14 protein-coding genes are annotated in these 17,247 nt (G+C 44.1%); 12 read left to right on the forward strand and 2 right to left on the reverse strand.

The annotated features are described in order from the left end of the window. Positions 1 to 159: 159 nt before the first annotated feature. The 7 genes from SFV55_RS14370 to SFV55_RS14400 all read left to right on the forward strand — a co-directional run bounded on the left by SFV55_RS14370 (position 160) and on the right by SFV55_RS14400 (position 8,983). Entirely contained in the window at positions 160 to 1,785 is a 1,626-nt protein-coding gene (locus SFV55_RS14370; protein ID WP_320030208.1) for an LptF/LptG family permease, read from the forward strand. Next, the gene (locus tag SFV55_RS14375; protein ID WP_320030209.1) at positions 1,763 to 2,395 is read left to right on the forward strand and encodes a phosphatase PAP2 family protein; all 633 of its coding nucleotides are present in this window, start codon (positions 1,763 to 1,765) and stop codon (positions 2,393 to 2,395) included. The genes SFV55_RS14370 and SFV55_RS14375 overlap by 23 nt, the downstream gene beginning before the upstream one ends. Positions 2,396 to 2,619: 224 nt before the next feature. Next, entirely contained in the window at positions 2,620 to 3,204 is a 585-nt protein-coding gene (locus SFV55_RS14380) for an RNA polymerase sigma-70 factor (RefSeq protein WP_320030210.1), read from the forward strand. A gap of 130 nt (positions 3,205 to 3,334) precedes the next feature. After that, a complete protein-coding gene (locus SFV55_RS14385; RefSeq protein WP_320030211.1) occupies positions 3,335 to 4,342 on the forward strand; it encodes a FecR family protein in 1,008 nt (335 codons plus the stop codon). 81 nt (positions 4,343 to 4,423) lie between these two features. Then, positions 4,424 to 7,102 carry a carboxypeptidase-like regulatory domain-containing protein gene (locus SFV55_RS14390; protein ID WP_320030212.1) on the forward strand — a complete coding sequence of 893 codons (2,679 nt, stop codon included), beginning with the start codon at positions 4,424 to 4,426 and terminating at the stop codon, positions 7,100 to 7,102. Between the two features lie 82 nt (positions 7,103 to 7,184). Beyond that, a complete protein-coding gene (locus SFV55_RS14395) occupies positions 7,185 to 8,108 on the forward strand; it encodes a DUF4249 domain-containing protein (protein WP_320030213.1) in 924 nt (307 codons plus the stop codon). Between the two features lie 152 nt (positions 8,109 to 8,260). Beyond that, entirely contained in the window at positions 8,261 to 8,983 is a 723-nt protein-coding gene (locus SFV55_RS14400; RefSeq protein WP_320030214.1) for a Crp/Fnr family transcriptional regulator, read from the forward strand. A gap of 74 nt (positions 8,984 to 9,057) precedes the next feature. On the opposite strand, the gene SFV55_RS14405 is transcribed toward SFV55_RS14400, so the two are convergent. Next, the gene (locus tag SFV55_RS14405; protein ID WP_320030215.1) at positions 9,058 to 10,203 is read right to left on the reverse strand and encodes an acyl-CoA dehydrogenase family protein; all 1,146 of its coding nucleotides are present in this window, start codon (positions 10,201 to 10,203) and stop codon (positions 9,058 to 9,060) included. Between the two features lie 164 nt (positions 10,204 to 10,367). After that, on the reverse strand, positions 10,368 to 11,543 hold the full coding sequence (locus tag SFV55_RS14410) for an alkaline phosphatase (RefSeq protein WP_320030216.1): 1,176 nt from the start codon (positions 11,541 to 11,543) through the stop codon (positions 10,368 to 10,370). A gap of 202 nt (positions 11,544 to 11,745) precedes the next feature. Here SFV55_RS14410 and SFV55_RS14415 point away from each other — a divergent pair, with 202 nt between their 5' ends. The 5 genes from SFV55_RS14415 (at position 11,746) to SFV55_RS14435 (ending at position 17,174) form a co-directional block, all read left to right on the forward strand. After that, the gene (locus SFV55_RS14415; protein ID WP_320030217.1) at positions 11,746 to 12,774 is read left to right on the forward strand and encodes a hypothetical protein; all 1,029 of its coding nucleotides are present in this window, start codon (positions 11,746 to 11,748) and stop codon (positions 12,772 to 12,774) included. Positions 12,775 to 12,986: 212 nt separating this feature from the next. Further along, the gene (locus tag SFV55_RS14420; RefSeq protein ID WP_320030218.1) at positions 12,987 to 13,541 is read left to right on the forward strand and encodes an RNA polymerase sigma factor; all 555 of its coding nucleotides are present in this window, start codon (positions 12,987 to 12,989) and stop codon (positions 13,539 to 13,541) included. A gap of 128 nt (positions 13,542 to 13,669) precedes the next feature. Further along, positions 13,670 to 14,470, forward strand: coding sequence for an anti-sigma factor domain-containing protein (locus SFV55_RS14425; RefSeq protein WP_320030219.1), 801 nt, complete (start codon positions 13,670 to 13,672; stop codon positions 14,468 to 14,470). Positions 14,471 to 14,532: 62 nt separating this feature from the next. Continuing rightward, on the forward strand, positions 14,533 to 16,563 hold the full coding sequence (gene pulA, locus SFV55_RS14430) for a type I pullulanase (protein WP_320030220.1): 2,031 nt from the start codon (positions 14,533 to 14,535) through the stop codon (positions 16,561 to 16,563). 41 nt (positions 16,564 to 16,604) lie between these two features. Continuing rightward, positions 16,605 to 17,174, forward strand: a complete 570-nt coding sequence (locus SFV55_RS14435) for a hypothetical protein (RefSeq protein WP_320030221.1) — start codon at positions 16,605 to 16,607, stop codon at positions 17,172 to 17,174. Positions 17,175 to 17,247 lie beyond the last annotated feature (73 nt).

Here is a 17,247-nt window from a genome sequence, read left to right on the forward strand (position 1 = left end):
AAAAAATAAAGTTACAGAATGTCGGATTTTTTTTGAAAAATCTTTGAAAGCCTTACTTTATTCATGTTTTTCAAAAAACGATTTGCAAGTGCAGCGTTTTTCATGGAAATTGCATCGTATTTGTGAATGGATAATTTTAAGTTGCGAAACGTGTAGCGGATGAGTATTTTGAGCAAATTGCCCAAGTTAAAAAGGATCGACGAGTTGGTGATTACCAGCTTCATTCCTCCATTCTTAGTGGCTTTTTCGGTATCCTTGTTTGTGTTGTTGATGCAGATGCTGTGGATTTACATCGATGACCTGGCCGGGAAAGGATTGGGCTTTTTTACGGTCATTGAATTGTTGTCCTATCGGGCAGTGAGTTTTGTGCCGATGGCCCTTCCATTGGGTATTTTGCTTTCCTCCGTGATGTTAATGGGGAATTATGCAGAGCATTACGAACTTTCCAGCATGAAGTCTGCAGGAATGTCACTGGTACGCATCATGCGGCCTTTGTTGGTTTTTGCCGTTTTTGCGGTAGCCTTCTCTTGGTATTGCTCCGATTATTTGATTCCGGCAGCCAATCTCAAATTTGGTTCACGGATGTGGGACATTCAACAAACCAAGCCAGCTTTACGCCTGGATGTTGGTGTATTCAACGATGACTTTCAAGGCTTCACCATCCACATTGGCAAAAAAATGGGCGATGGCCGAACCATCAAAGATGTGATCATTTACGACCATACGGAATCGAATTCGGGCAAATACACCGTAATTACGGCCAAGGATGGAGAAATGTTTAGTGCTGAAGGGGGCAACATTTTTGTGATGCGGTTGCGCAATGGCACCCAATGCATTGAATCCAGGGGGTATCAGACCAGCAGTCAAAGCAAATACCCTTTTATCCGCACCGGTTTTAAACAATTCACCAAAGTTTTCGACCTGAGTGAGTTTTCGCTGAGCCGTACCAATGAGGAATTGTTCAAACAAAGCCGCCAAACCATGGACTCCCGAGCCCTCAAGGCTGCAGCGGATTCGATGGCGCTAGACATCCATAAGCGCACCGTAACCGCTGGCAATTATGTGGCCAACTACTTGTCCATTTTTAAGGTTGATAGTACTTACCTGAAGGAGGAGCTCAAAAAAGCCCAAGCCCAGGCGAGTGATCAAGTAAGCAGTTCTGGTTCAGGCCCTACCCCACTCAATGTTTCAACGCCAGCCGAAACCACTTTTGATTCTGCACATAGCGTCAGCATTGGTGTTGCTCGATCTACCATTTTGAAAAGGGTCAAACCAATTGGGGTAGTGACCAAATTTGCGGATACCTTTAGCGATGCAGACAAATCCACCCTGCGGGGGCGGGCCGAATCCTCTGCCCGGGGTATCCAGAATCAAACCTTTAGTACCACGGCATCTTTAGACGTAACCAAGGAAAACCGGGTCAAGTTCATTTACGATTGGCAAATGAAATACAGCATCGCCGCGGTTTGTTTTATTTTTATGTTCATCGGTGCTCCCATGGGGGCTATTGTGCGAAAAGGTGGATTTGGGTATCCTCTATTGGTTTCGATTGTGTTCTTTATGCTTTTTGTAATCCTGACCATCTTCTGCCGTAAAATTGCTGAAACCTTTGTTGTTTCCGCCTATTTAGCGGCCTGGATACCTTGTATTGTTTTGATGCCCTTGGGTATTTGGCTGACGTATAAGGCCATGAATGACCAACCCTTAAACCTGTTTGAAGGGCTGCGTTATTTTTTACAAAACCTTTTGAAACGATTCAGAAATGCCAAAGCTGTTCAAGGATAATCCTTGGTTTTTTGTGGCCTTTGCACTTTTCCTGCTGGGCGGTATTCCATTCTTAGCTGCTGATCAAGGTACTTTGTTGATTCAGGTGAATGATCATCGAAGTCCAGGGGCAGATTTGTTTTTTCGTTGGTTCACCAAAGTTGGTGAAGGTTATGGATATCTGGTCGTGTTCCTCGGATTATTCATTTACAAACGCCGGGCAGCCTGGGGTGTTCCCCTTTTAGGTATAGCAGTTTCCTTGGTAGCCTGGGTAGGTAAAACCTTGTTTCAACATCCTCGTCCTTATTTGTATTTTGAGCAACAGGGACTATTGGCTCAATTAGAATTGATACCAGGCGTAAAAATAAACAAAGGCCTAACCAGCTTTCCTTCAGGCCATACGATGGCTGCTTTTGCCCTGTTTTCATTTTTGGCATTTTGTTTTCCTCGCAAGCCCTGGTTGAGTATCTCTTGTTTTTGTGTAGCCTTACTGGTAGGGTTTTCAAGGATGTACCTCGTTCAGCATTTTTTCAAAGATGTGTATTTGGGGGCTTTTTTAGGGCTTGGGTTGGGGATGCTGGCCTATTACATCCTGAATCAACTGGAGCAAAAATTATTAGTAAAAGTTTAAACGCATGTTCAAACTTTTTTATCTTCCCTGTTAGAAGCTGTTTGAGGTTATATCACGAGCTCCAAAGGGTCCAATTGAAGTCAAATTTCGTTCCGAAAATGCTCATTTAGCGCTACTAAACTCCGCTTTTCGTGCCTCATTTGACTTCAATTGGTCTTCTTTTCGCTTTCGCGATATAACCTCAAACAGCTTCTTTATTCTTCATTTCCTAAACCAAAGCCTGTTTGCAGACTCCGCCGAACAACGACCGTGAATTTTTTGACTTGTTGCCCACAGATGCTGAAAAAGCATTTGAGTGGTTGTTCCGCAGGTACTTCAGCGAATTGTGTCAGGTCGTTTATCGGGTAGCCCACGATGAACACCTGGCTCAGGACCTGGTGCAGGAAGTATTGTATGAATTGTGGCGCAAGCGGGACAAACTCACTATTTCCATTTCATTGCGGGCTTATCTGAAGCGATCAGTACTCAATCGCACCCTCAACCACTTGCGGGATAATCGTTTGTGGTCTTCCGAAGAGCGAATGCCCGAAATCGCTATTGAAGAAAGTGACGCTGTAGACCTACTGCGTACTGAAGAACTTCAGGAACTGGTCGATGCGGCCATTGATGAATTGCCAGAAAAATGTCGGATAGTGTTTGTTCTGAGTCGGTATGAAGAACTATCCTACCGCGACATTGCCACTGAGCTGGGTATTGCTGAAAAAACGGTGGAGAACCAGGTTTCAAAAGCACTTAAATATCTTCGCCAGCGGCTCTTGCCCTACTTAAAAAGTGGACTGCTGTTGTTCAGCTTTTGGTTGGGAAGTTAAAATCTTTTTACGTTTGTCTGCTAAACGGCATAATTGACAGGAAAAACGCTGTGTGGATATAGGGGTATCTGATTTACTTTGTGTCTAAAGAAAAACAAACAGTACTAGACCCCACACAATATTCAGGCCAATGGAAAAAAAGATTCGGTTTTTAGCTCAACAGTGGAAAAATAGAGATGTAGATCCAGCCAAGCGTGCAGATGCAGGGCTGGATGATGCTGCGCTGAATAAAGAATTGGAGACCATTTGGCAAAAAGCAGGCAATTACAAATCAAAATCCTTTGAGCCGGATGTGGAGGCCAATTGGAAAAAGTTTCAAGCCAAAATTCAAGAAAACAAGGATTATAGTTCAGAAACCCCAATTCGCCGTCGTTTAATTCCGCAAAGCTGGTTGCTTGCAGCTTCAATTGCGGCCCTGTTGCTGGTAGGCTGGTGGATATTGAGGCCCAGCTCCGACACTACTGATTTCAAATCTTTAAGCACCAATAAACGGGAAATCAAAAAAGTGGAATTGCCTGATCATTCAGTGGTTTGGCTGAGCCAAAATAGTGAGTTGAGTTTTGATTCAAAACTAAACCGAAGTAAGGTTCGTGAGGTTAAATTGCGCGGAGAAGCGTATTTTGAAGTACAATCTAACCCCAACCAGCCATTCCGCATTGAAACCCCGCATGGTTTAATTGAAGTTTTGGGGACCAGTTTTAATGTACGTGCTTTGAATACGGAATCTCAAACAGAAGTTCAGGTGATGTCTGGTCGGGTTGCCTTGATGGGCAAAGGAAAAAATGATCAAAGGATTGAAATTCCAGCCAATTTTATAGGTTATATTCCTTCGATTAAAAAGCAAGTCAGTAAATCATCAAGCGATAAAAAGGTTTTTTCCTCTACGCAGGTATGGCGAACCCGAAAAATAGAATTGTCCGGCCGCACTTTAGGCGAAGCGCAGGAGATTCTGCGCCGTTATTCTGATTATCGCCTCGAATTCTCTGATCCCCAGATTGCTGATTGTATTTTCACCTGGACGTTTGATTTGGACAGGCCAGAAACCAGTTTAAAATTATTGGCTAAAACTGGATATTTCCATTTGGAGAAAACAAGTTCTACGGTTTTCCGTTTGGAAGGTAAGTCTTGTCCTAAATAAAAATAGGCTAAAGCTAGCTTATCACCAACACAGAGCGATTATATTTCACATTCACATAATCGCTTTGCAGAAATCAGCAGTATGAAGGGGAAACTTCTACCCAAGCTGATGATCCTTTGTTTTTTAATGGTTTCAGCTGTACAGGCCCAAGAAACCCTTGACCGCGTCGTATCGATTACTTTTGAAGACCAATCGCCCGCCAAGGCACTGCACCACTTGCGCAAATCTTTTGACCTGAATATTGTTTTTGCGGACAACCAATTGCCTAAACGCAACAATTTCCCCTTAAACTTTAAACGTCAAAACATTCGTAGTATTCTTAATTCTATTTTAGCCAATACTGGACTCACCTTCCGTTCAGAAGCAGAAGGCATCATCATTACCAGGGTTATGCTGACGCCCAAAATCCGGTCCCGTTTCACCATTCAGGGAATTGTAGAAATTGGGGGAAGTTCAGAAACCTTGATTGGTACCAATATTTTCGCCATCAACCACAATGAGGGCACGCACTCCAATGAGCAAGGTATTTTCAGCCTGACTCTACCCCAAGGACGTACCCGCATTAGTGTTTCCTACATTGGTTTTCATAACGATACAATTAGCATCAATTTACAACAAGATACCTTTCTGCGCATTTACATGCACCGGGAAAGTCAACAAATTGAAGGTGTAGTCATTCCTGCAGCGATGCAAAGTGATGGCATGAACATTGGAAAATACAACTTTGATTTGGAGCAATTGCAACGCATGCCCAAAATTGGGGGTGAAACCGATCTGATCCGGGCAGTACAGATGTTGCCCGGGGTTCAAAGCGGACCTGACGGTGTCGGAGGTGTGTTCATCCGTGGTGGGGAAGCGGGCCACAACCTGGTGATCATTGATGATGTGCCGGTTTACAATTTTAACCATGCCGTTGGGGTCTTGTCCGTTTTTAATACCAGCATTGTCAAATCAGCCGAGTTGCTAAAAGGTGCATTTCCTGCCCGTTATGCGGGGAGGCTCTCGTCCGTATTGGATGTGCGGATGCGGGATGGGAACAAAGAATTCTGGACTGCAAGTGGGGAATTGGGCCTGATATCTGGTCGTTTGGCCGTTGAAGGGCCTATTGTCAAGAACAAAAGTTCTTTATTGATCGCCGGTCGCACCTCCCTGCTGAATTGGATGCTCAAACCCTACTCCGAACACTACAAGTCACGCAATGGTGAAAGGGGCCAAAGCAACTATAATTTTTATGATTTTAACGCCAAGTTCAACATTGAGCTCTCAGAAAAAGACCGTCTTTTTTTCAGTTTCTACCGGGGGCAAGATCATTTTGGCAACACGGGAGACTCCAAGGATACCCTTTCCCTGTTGATTAATGATCGTCCCGAAATTTATCGTTTCCGAAAAGTCTACCATGAGAAACTATATTGGACCAATACAGGAAGTTCTCTGCGTTGGAGTCATATTTTAGGAAAAAAATTATTTTCCAACACAACTTTTACCTTTAGCGAACTCAATGTCAACATTGCCACCGCTTCAAGTGACACCGTGAAGGTCTATTCAGTTGCCGGTTCAAAAACCCACTTCGATGCAGATTACGGCCGTTATTTGTCCAGCATTCGCGATTTTGGCGCGCGTAGTGATTTTCACTGGGACATAGCCCCTGGAAACAAGGTCCGGTTTGGACTCCGTGTACAGCACAATCATTTCGTGCCTGGTATTCAGGAGTATGATGACGATTTTCAGGAATACATTTCACCCGATGGAAAAATCAGCCGTAGAGTACGTACCACAGGCTGGGCATTTTACCTGGAAAATGAAAAGCGGATGTTTTCCCGCCGTTTGTACCTCAATTATGGTTTAAACTGGTCGGGATGGAATGTGGATCAGCGGAATTACTCTACCCTTGAGCCTCGTTTTGCGCTCTCCTATCTTTTGAGTGATTCTACTTACCTGGAGGCTTCAGTGAGCAGAATGAGCCAGTTTTTGCATCTTTTATCTGGTACCAATGTGGGGCTTCCAACCGACTTGTGGGTTCCTTCTACGGGTGAAATTGGCCCTGAATTGGCTTGGCAGTATACCCTGGGTCTTCGAAAAAACCTGAGCTTTGGCTGGAATATTGCCCTGGAAGCTTATTACAAGCAAATGAAAAACCTGGTCAATTATTCAGAAGGCGCGGATTTTCTGGATGATTGGGAACAAAACATCACCATTGGATCAGGCCGGGCTTTTGGGCTCGACCTGATGCTGCGCAAAAACAATCGAGTCCTCGATGCTTACATTGCTTATTCCCTGGGTCGTACCGATCGTGTTTTTCCAAAAATCAACCTCGGCGAACGTTATCCTTTCAAGTACGACCATCGACACGATTTAAAAATTTGGAGTGATTTACATTTCTCCTCAAAAATTGACCTTTCTGCCTCCTGGACCTTTAGTTCTGGTTTGGCCACCAATATACCTCTCGAAGCATTTACCGTTGAAATCCCGGGGGTTTCTCCGCCCGTAACCGTGATTGATTATGGGCCTAAAAACAGCCGGCGCTTACCAGCCTATCATCGTTTTGACCTTGGCTTGAATTTTCATTTTACCTCTCCAAAAGGAACTGAGCACAAATTTCAAATTGGCGCGTACAATGTCTATAGTCGTCGCAATCCATTGTATTATCAACTTCGGACCGTTTTTGTTGCGGAAAAAGGCGTTTTGAAAAAAGATTCAGAATTAGTTGGTGTACACCTCTTACCTTTTTTACCTTCAATTAACTATTCTATAAAATTTTAGTTAATTTTGTCTAGTTTTTTACAAAAAAGGCCAACCTGTGCGTCTTTTTTACCGTCATTTCAGCATACAATAATGGTTTAATGTGAAAAGACATCTAAATGGCATAGTATTGATGGGGCTTTTGCTCCAATTGTTTGCTTGCGAAAAGCCTCAATTGCCTCTGGAAAATTACACTCCCAGCTTGGTAGTTATTTCTAATTTCAACACTTTGGACGGCATTCAGGTGCAAGTTTCCAAAAGCCAATCTCCATTGGACAATGGACCTACGGAATACATCAACTATGCAACGGTAGAAATCTGGGAATCGGGCCTCTTACTGGAAAAGTTAAGTCTAAATGATACTCGGGAGGCAAAAACGCCTTTTTACACCAGCGAATTACTAAAGCCACGTGTAGGAGTGGATTATACTGTTAAAGTATCTGCTAAAGGGTTCAGAACGGTTACTGCAACCAGTAGAATCCCGGAAAGGGTCAATTTGGACAGTGTAAAAATAGAAAAGCTGAGCTCCGCTCCGGATGACCCTGGATACGTTCGTTATTCCTTCGATTTGTCCATTTATTTCACCGATCCCCGCCTGGAGCGCAATTTCTACCACGTCAATGTTTTTCAAAAAAATGTTGTTGTACAAAAAGACGGAATAGAACAAGTAGAACAAATTAAAAAATTGTCTTTCAGCTCTGTCATCAATACCAACTATATCGTCGCCAATTATGACGGTGGATTTTTAATTGAAGACAAACCCATCGACGGTAATTCGATCCGAATTCCAGTTCCAATTAGCATTAGAATGCCCGCAGGGGTACCAAATCTCGACGAGATGATTGTAGAGCTGCGCTCGGTATCAGAAGAATATTACCTGTTTCACTCTACCGTTAGCCGTCAACAGAACAATAGTGACCAACCTTTCTCCGATCCAGTAGTCCTATTCAACAATATCCGCAATGGGCAAGGCGTATTTGCAGGTTATAGCCAGGCCGAAAAAGTGGTAAGCTTAAAGCCACAATAAGCTTTTATCTTTTTTTTCACCATTCAATGACTTTCTTTCCTTTTTTTTCATTTTTCCCAAAAAAATGTCCATTGGCATGGGGGTAAGCCAATTCTTATGTGTCAAGGTTGTGTTGATTCAAAATAATCTCCACTTGAAAAAACTCTTGACTCATGACCATATACGCCAGCAATACCCGCAAAAAGAATTTGGGCAATAGTTTAGAAGCCAAAATGGCTTTCATTGAGCGTTATCCCCTGTTTTCCTGCCTTAGCCCCGAGGAAAAAATGCAATTGGCCAACGTGATGGAGCATCGCGAAAAGGCACGCTATGGCTTCGTATATGAAGCTGGCGAAAGTTCTGAAGTACTCTATTTATTGGCAGAAGGAGCCATCAAAATTGGGGCTACTTCTCATGATGGCAAAGAAGTCATCAAAGCCCTTATCCATCCTTTGGCCATGTTTGGGGAACTTGGGCTGGTTGGCGAAGTGCGTCGTCAGGAATTTGCCCAGGCAATGAAGGAAGAAGTTGTTTTGTTTGCCATTAAAGTGGAAGAATTCCGCCGCTTGATGCGCCAAAACTTTGAATTGTGCAACCGGGTCATGCTTTATCTGGGTAGTCGCTTGAGTTTGGCTGAGCAAAAAATGGAATCCCTGATTTTTAAAGACGCCCGTACCCGGATTGTAGATTTCATCAAGGACTCGGTTTCTGATCGTGGGCAACGGGTTGGTTACGAAATGCTACTAAGGCACTCCCTTACCCATCAGGATATTGCCAACATCACTTGTACTTCCCGCCAAACCGTCACTTTGGTACTCAATGAATTGCGCAAATCCGATCTGATTTATTTCAACAGAGGTAAGATTTTGGTAAGGGATTTGGCAAGATTGATGTAAAAAATGATGAACGATGAGTGATAAGTGATGAATTCTAGAACAGCTACAATTCATCACTTATCACTCATCATTCATCACTTTCCTCTAAGTATTTCCCTCGAAATCACCAGTTTCTGAATCTCACTGGTGCCTTCACCAATGGTGCACAATTTGGCATCTCGGTAAAATTTCTCCACTGGAAAATCTTTAATATAACCATAACCGCCATGAATCTGCACGGCATCGGTGGATACCTCTACGGCAGTTTCAGAAGCGAAGTATTTGGCCATCGCTGAAAGTTTGGTGACATTTTCGCCTTCGTCTTTCAATTCACCTGCTTGGCGCACCAGAAGTTCAGATGCTTCAATTTTGGTGGCCATATCTGCTAGTTTAAAACTGATGGCTTGGAAATTGGCGATGGCTTGGCCGAATTGCTGACGCTCCTTGGCGTACTTCAAAGAGGCTAGGTAAGCCCCCTTGGCAATGCCCAAAGAAAGCGCTGCGATAGAAATACGTCCACCATCCAGGATTTTCATGGATTGAATGAATCCCTCTCCTTCTTCTCCAAGGATTTGACTTTTATGCACCCGGCAATTGTCAAAAATCATCTCGGCAGTTTCGGAAGCCCGCATGCCTAATTTGTTTTCTTTTTTGCCCGCATAAAAACCTGGGGTGCCTCTCTCCACCACAAAGGCGGTCATCCCGTGGCTGTCCAACAATTCTCCGGTACGCACGATCACCACGGCAACATTGCCGGATGCACCATGGGTAATGAAGTTTTTACTGCCATTGATGACATAATAATCACCATCTCGTTCGGCAACACATTTCATCCGGCCAGCGTCGCTACCGGTATTAGGTTCGGTAAGTCCCCAGGCGCCAATCCACTCTCCAGAAGCTAATTTGGGCAGGTATTGGTGTTTTTGTTCTTCGTTGCCAAAGGCCAGAATGTGGTTGGTACACAGCGAATTATGCGCAGCAACAGATAGGCCTATTGATCCACATACTTGTGCAATTTCCTCAATAACCGTAATGTATTCCTGATATCCCAATCCTGCTCCGCCATAATGTTCCGGCACCAATACACCCAAAAAGCCAAAATGGCCCATCTGGTGAAACAAATCCACCGGGAAATGAGAGGCTTCGTCCCATTCCATAACGTGGGGTCGAATGTAGGTTTCTGCAAAATCACGGGCACTTTCCTTGATTAATTGCAAATTTTCCAAGGTTTCAACATTCATAAAACTATATTTTACACCTGCTACACGATTTAGTCATCCTATGATGACAAGCGCGCAACGAAAGTTGTTTCCAAAAGCTCATTTATAATAAAACAGCTTTTGAATTGTTCAGTTTAGAGGGAAAAATCTTGTATCAGGCCTCGACTTTTTACATTTGGCCAAGTTTATGGTTTTTCCTGGCCTTTTGCACTTCCTTGAAAAGCAGGGCTTTTTTGTTCAACAAAGCCCAGTGCTCTGCGCATTTTTTGATTGATGCTAGTGTTTTCAAAAATCCCGGCAAATTGTTTTGACATCGGACCATAGGCAAATACCGGAATCATACTTGCGGTATGATTGATGGTTGTAAAAGCCGTTTCAATTTTATTCATTTTGGAACCTGGGTTGAGCGCCATACCTCCACACTCGTGATCTGCTGTAACAATCACGAGGGTATTGCCACGGGAGCGTGCAAAGTTTAAGGCTTCCCCAACAGCACGGTCAAAGTCCAGCGCTTCCTTAATGGCTAGTTTCCCATCGTTGGCATGACAGGCCCAGTCGATTTGTGAACCCTCTATCATGATGAAAAATCCCTTGTCTTTGCCGCGTTTTTCCAGAAACTCCAAACCACGTCGGGTAGCAAAGGGCAAATAATCACGCCCGGCGCCAACATTAAGGGGGTGTTTGTCGGCAGTGAGGTACAATAAACTCTCGTTTGGATCCCAACGCATTTCATGTAAATCCTCCTGGGAATAGTCGGTTACTTTATACCCCTTTTGTGCAAACTCCTCGTACAGGTTACGGTTGTCGATTTCCCGGCGGTCAAAATATTTTTTACCACCACCAATCAAAAGATCTACCGGGGTTTTCAACATGTCCACTGCAATCTCCTCATACTGCTCCCGGGATACCACATGGGCAATGAAGGCTGCAGGAGTAGCATGAACGATGGTGGAAGTGGCAATCAAGCCAGTAGCCATGCCATTTTCTTCGGCTTCTTCTAGAATCGTTTTTACCCCCAGCGTGTCCTTATCCACTCCAATGGCGCCGTTAAAGGTTTTGATGCCACAGGCAAAAGCGGTAGCTCCAGCTGCTGAATCGGTCACCAGATCATCATAGGAATAGGATTTATGAAAACCCAATACGGGCATTTGTTCTAGATTGAGTTTAGCATTGTTGCTGAACATGGCTGCGCTGATCTGGGACAAACCCATACCATCACCAATTAGTAAAATGACATTTTTGGGTTTTTCGGGCAGGGTGTTTTCAACAGGCGCCGTGCTCCCACAAGCCCAAAACAGAAAACTCAGGCTACCCAGTAGCAACATTTTACCCGATATTTTTTGTAGCAATCTTCTCAACATCGCATCTCCAGATTAAATTTGGGGAAAATAACCAATTATTTTCAATTGAACGGTTTAAAAAAATGCTAAATTGGGGAACAAAGATAAAAATTTGCCGGCATTGCCAGCCAAGTTCAATTTTTATCTTAACAATTCCTTTAGTATCCTTGCTTCCTGTTCTTCGGTCTTATTCTTTAATTTGCTCACCAGTTTAACGGTTAACATGGGAACTCACATTTATCAATCTCGTTTTTTTACATTACTGGTCATCCTGTCCTTGTTGGTATCTGGCGCACTAAGTGCTCAAAATTCTTCCATATTCCAAACACTTGGGCAAATTGTCAACCAAGAAGTAACCATGATTATGGATTTTGAATCCATTAACAAGTTGCGTAAAAAGGATGAGTCGTTTCCAGGCCTGTTAAAGTACAAAAAGGCCAATGGAGATTCAGTCTCCTGGAATGTGAAACTTTTAGTCCGGGGCCGCTACCGCCGACTTTTTTGTGAATTCCCTCCCCTCAAAGTTGTTTTTTCCAAAACAGACTTAGAGGCTAAAGGCTTAGCCCATTTTAACGACCTGAAATGGGTAACCCATTGTTTTGATGGTCCCAAACAAGATGAGAACTTACTTAGGGAATACCTGGTTTATGGCTTATACCAACAAATTTCTCCCTATAGCTATCGTACTCAACTGCTGAAGGTAACCTACATCAATGCCAATAACCCCGATCAACAGATTGTACGATTTGCTTTTATCTTAGAGGATGATGGCGAATTATCCGAACGCCTGGGCCTCACAGAATGTAAAAATTGTTTTGTCATTAAGCAAGATGCTATCGATCCAAAGAGTGAAAACAGCGTTTCCGTTTTTCAGTACTTGATTGGCAATACGGATTGGAGCATCTCTAGAGGTCAAAAAAATGTCAAGTATTTTCAGCCATCCACTGGAGGCAAAATGGTGGTTATTCCCCATGATTTTGATTTCAGCGGATTTGTAAACGCTGCATATGCTGTACCTGCCTCAGGTACAAACCTTCAGAACGTCAAACAACGGGCATTTTTAGGCTATAAGGCAGAGAAAGCCATTTGGGAACATACCATGAACTTGTACGATGGGAAACAAAAAGGCTTCATTCAATACATCGAAAGTTTCCCCCTTTTAAGTGAGGATGGTAAAAAAGAATGTATCCAGTACATCAACTCTTTTTTTTCCAAGGATGCCCGCAAATTACTGGCCACACAAGAAAACTAAGCCCCAAAGGTGGTGTTAAAAAAGTCGGAATTGTTCAATTGCCAACGGTTTTCTCAATTAATATGCAAAACTTTGGCCTAAACTACTAATTTTTTTAACTTGCCTTTATGAAATGCAACAAATGGAGTGTTTAAAAAAATTTCAAGCATTCTGAAAAATCTTATGAACAAGTTCCCGGCTCTGTTTTGTTGCAGCGTCTGACAAATTACTTTATGGAACAAAAAATCACAATTCCCGATCACCAACTCATTCTAATGGTCAAAAATGGTGACCGTGCTGTAATCCCTTTGCTCTATCAACGTTATTCTTCGGCACTTTATGGATTAATCGTAAAGACTATAGGAAATCAGGAAGATGCGTCGGAAATACTCCAGGACGTGTTCATCAAGATATGGCAGCGGGGAAATCAGTATCAGGAAGACAAGGGGTCTCTACTGGGTTGGATGATGCGCATTGCTAAAAATGCGGCATTGGACCACACCCGATCACGCGTGGTTTCACAACGATCGAAAACCGATCAAATGGATAACTTCGTATCTGATACTAAAGGCCCCAAATCTGAAGCGCTAATTCCCGATGTGGGTTTGCGCAAAGTGCTCGACCGACTGGATGAACGTCACCGTCAAATGATTGACTTGTTGTATTACCAAAATTATACACAATCCGAAGTTGAAGAACTGCTGGGGATCCCCCTGGGCACCGTAAAAACACGTGCCCGTGCAGCAATTGGCGAGTTGCGCAAAATTTTGCGCAATGAAAATTTGTAATTCGAGAATTTGTGAACCCAAAAGAGTATAGGCAAACCAAGGACTTTTGTTTCTACCGCTCAAGTGCGGATCGTTTTAAACAGGTTTGTTGTCTCTTGATGAATAAATAACCATTAATCCTCTAACAAGTGGAAAAATTCAATATTCAGGAATATTTGGATAGTGGCGTCATAGAAATGTATGTTTTGGATCAATTGAGTGACGCAGAAAGGGAGGAGGTCGAAAAACTTGCTGCCCAATATCCAGAAATTCGGGAAGAAATCGCTGAGGTGGAAGAGGCCATGGGAACTTACCATACCCTGGAAGGTTTAACACCACCTGATCATATTTTGTCCAATATCATGGCCGCTACTGCTCCTGGTGAAGTTGCAACTGCTCCAATCACTGTAACAACGCTCCCCAAACGTACCTTGTCGATTCTGTGGCCAATGGCTGCGGCAGTAGTGGGGTTGGCCTTGGCAGCCTGGATGTATATTGGGAAGCAGTCGGTACAACAAGAACTGGCCACACTGAAAAAAACGACTGAAGATCTACGCTCGAATCAGCAAGCATTGGGCAACAAGTTACAAGCTGCGCAAAAAGCATTGGATGAACTGGACGATGTTTGTTGCGCGGAGAAGTTAACGGTTAATGCTGCTGATCAACCTATTGCAGCTGTATATTGGGACAAGAAGGTTCGATTGGCTCATTTAAAACTGTTAAAACTCGCTAATCCGGGCAAAAACAAGCAATATCAATTATGGGCCTTCGTCAAAGGTAAACCGGTCAGTGTTGGTGTCGTGGATTGGGAGGCCCTACAAAAAGGCCTGATTACTTTTGAATTCCAGAACAAACCCGAAGCTTTCGCCATCTCTTTAGAGCCATACGGCGGCTCACTGTCACCAACCGATGTCAAAGGTGCCAGTGGAAAAGTTGTCAATCAAGGTTAAACCTTATTTTCCATATCGCTCCAAATTTTGCTAGTTTTACCTCATCAAAAAACCGTTTGGTTATGAGGAATAGATTAGCAAAATTTGGATTGATGATCCTGAGTCTCCTGTCCATTGCCGCAATGGACCAACCCACCGAAAACTTCAATGATTACCCCGTTTACGAGGGTACTGATCTCGGACTTACTTATACTGCCAAGTCTTCCACCTTCAAGGTCTGGTCCCCCCCTGCAGCTCAGCTTGTTCTTCGCTTTTACGAGCAGAGTCTGGGTGGAAAAGCAAGGAAAACGGTAAAAATGAAAAGAGGCCCCCAAGGTACCTGGGTGGCGACCGTCAAAGGCAATTTACAGGGGCGATACTATACCTTTCAAGCCGAGATAGGTGGCAAATGGTACGATGAGGTTCCCGATCCTTATGCTTACGCGGTAGGTACCAACGGCAAAAGAGCCCAGGTTGTGGATTTAAAAACGACCAACCCTTCCGGCTGGAATTACGATACCCGCCCCAATCTCAAAAATCCGACCGATATCATTTTGTACGAATTGCACCTGCGAGATTTATCAACCCACCCTTCCTCAGGCATCAGCAACAAAGGCAAATACCTGGGCCTGACCGAGGAAAAAACCCGCAATCTTGAAGGGCAGTTCACCGGGCTCGAGCACCTCAAAGAGCTGGGTGTTACCCACGTACATTTGTTACCCGTTTTTGATTACTTATCGGTCGATGAGTCCAAACTCAACGAGCCTCAGTTCAACTGGGGCTATGATCCTCAAAACTACAATGTACCCGAAGGGAGTTACAGCAGCAATCCGGCTGATGGGGCTGTGCGCATCCGCGAGTTCAAACAAATGGTGAGTGCCTTGCACAATGCAGGAATCCGCCTGGTGATGGACGTCGTGTACAACCACACTGGAGTAACTGGGCCTTCCAACTTCAACCAATTGGTACCTGGTTATTATTACCGCCAAAACGACAAAGGTGGGTTTTCGGATGCTTCAGCATGTGGCAATGAAACTGCCTCTGAACGCCCAATGGTCCGCAAATTCATCATCGAATCCGTGTTGCACTGGGTCAAGGAATACCACGTCGATGGTTTCCGCTTCGACCTCATGGGTATCCACGACATTGAAACCATGAACCAGATCAGTAAAGCGGTACATGCCCTTGATCCGACCATATACCTATATGGCGAAGGCTGGACAGCAGGAGCCTCTCCCCTACCCGATGAGCAAAAAGCCACTAAAGCCAATGTACCCAAGTTGAACAAAGTGGCGGCATTTAGCGACGACATGCGCGATGCCATTCGGGGTCATGTGTTTACCCCTACCGATAAAGGATTTGTCAGCGGTAAAGCTGGTTTGAAAGAGAGTGTAAAATTTGGTGTGGTGGCCTCCACCTGGCACCCCGAAGTGGATTATTCCAAAATCAACTATTCGAAAGCCCCCTGGGCAAATGGCCCAGATCAAACCATCACTTACGCTTCCTGCCACGACAATCATACCCTCTGGGATCGCCTGGCCATCAACAACCCCATGTTGTTGGATGAGGAGCGTATTAAAATGTACCGGCTGGCCTTATCCATGGTACTTACTGCACAAGGAGTGCCCTTCCTGCATGCTGGAACCGAAATGGTGGTTACCAAAAAAGGGGAAGAAAACTCTTACAACAAACCTGACGAAATCAACCAGCTGGATTGGACCCGTAAATACCAATACAAAGATATTTTTGATTACACCAAAAACCTGATCGCCCTGCGCAAAAGCCATCCGGCATTCCGTATGACCTCTGCTGCCATGATTCGGGAACACTTAAAGTTCATCCCTACGGAGGACGATAACCTAACCGCTTTTCTCATTTCCAATCATGCCAATGGAGATCCCTGGCATACCATCGCAGTGATTTACAATGGTTCGGATAAGGTTCACCCTGTGATTTTGCCCTATTCCGAATGGAAAGTAGTGGGCAACGGCATGGCCATCGATGTCAAAAATCCACCCGTAATTCGGAACTCTGGTGTGTTGGTTCCCGCTTATTCAGCGTTAATCCTTTATTCTGCAACTGCGCCCGGACGAAGTGGTGGGATGGAGAAATAATCTTAACTTCGCCCAAATTTTTTCTTTTTAAATTGATCAAAGTGAAAAATCAAAGCTTTTTACTATTGAGTTTATTGCTCTTGCTGGGCTTCGTTGCCTGCAAAAATGACGGAAAAAACGACGAGTCCAAAGTTTTGGGGCCCAATGACGTATTTGAAGTGGATGCGCCACCCATTACCGGTCCCGAATCGATTGCTGAGGTCGAAAAACTGATCAAAACCATTGAAGGAGTAATGGATAGCATGAACGTGGCTGGTCCCAATTATGTCTTTAATGGCAACGAAAAAACCGAAGTAATGGTCTACTCCTACGAGGGAATGCCACAAATGGTTTATTGCAAAGCACCAAAACTGGAAAGCTGGTACTACCTCAAGGATCGCCGACCAGTGTACCTTAAGGAACTTGCTTTAACTGAAAATGGTTTTGTTCAAAATCGTTTTTACTATGGTCCTAAAGAACTCATTGGAGCAGAAAGTCGCCAGGGTGCTTCCCCTGATGATACCAATAATGGGGTAGCCAAAAGATACCGTGGTGCAAAAGACGATTTCCGCCTGTCTGGTGAAGCCACAACAGGTAAGGTTCTGGAATATCTTTATGGTAAAATGAAGTAGTTGAGGGGTTGAGCAGTTGAGGCTGCCGCAGCGATTTTGACAGAGGCCTTGTCTAGGTCGCTGCGGCAGCCTC

Origin of the sequence: Haliscomenobacter sp. (assembly GCF_033763495.1) — a bacterium.
Taxonomy (GTDB): domain Bacteria; phylum Bacteroidota; class Bacteroidia; order Chitinophagales; family Saprospiraceae; genus Haliscomenobacter.

What these genes read in the sequence shown, in the direction of transcription:
- SFV55_RS14370 (WP_320030208.1), top strand. Translation starts at nt 160, where the DNA reads ATGAGTATTTTGAGCAAATTGCCCAAGTTAAAAAGGATCGACGAGTTG.
- SFV55_RS14375 (WP_320030209.1), top strand. Translation starts at nt 1,763, where the DNA reads ATGCCAAAGCTGTTCAAGGATAATCCTTGGTTTTTTGTGGCCTTTGCA.
- SFV55_RS14385 (WP_320030211.1), top strand. Translation starts at nt 3,335, where the DNA reads ATGGAAAAAAAGATTCGGTTTTTAGCTCAACAGTGGAAAAATAGAGAT.
- SFV55_RS14390 (WP_320030212.1), top strand. Translation starts at nt 4,424, where the DNA reads ATGAAGGGGAAACTTCTACCCAAGCTGATGATCCTTTGTTTTTTAATG.
- SFV55_RS14400 (WP_320030214.1), top strand. Translation starts at nt 8,261, where the DNA reads ATGACCATATACGCCAGCAATACCCGCAAAAAGAATTTGGGCAATAGT.
- SFV55_RS14405 (WP_320030215.1), bottom strand. Translation starts at nt 10,203, where the DNA reads ATGAATGTTGAAACCTTGGAAAATTTGCAATTAATCAAGGAAAGTGCC.
- SFV55_RS14410 (WP_320030216.1), bottom strand. Translation starts at nt 11,543, where the DNA reads ATGTTGAGAAGATTGCTACAAAAAATATCGGGTAAAATGTTGCTACTG.
- SFV55_RS14415 (WP_320030217.1), top strand. Translation starts at nt 11,746, where the DNA reads ATGGGAACTCACATTTATCAATCTCGTTTTTTTACATTACTGGTCATC.
- SFV55_RS14420 (WP_320030218.1), top strand. Translation starts at nt 12,987, where the DNA reads ATGGAACAAAAAATCACAATTCCCGATCACCAACTCATTCTAATGGTC.
- pulA (WP_320030220.1), top strand. Translation starts at nt 14,533, where the DNA reads ATGAGGAATAGATTAGCAAAATTTGGATTGATGATCCTGAGTCTCCTG.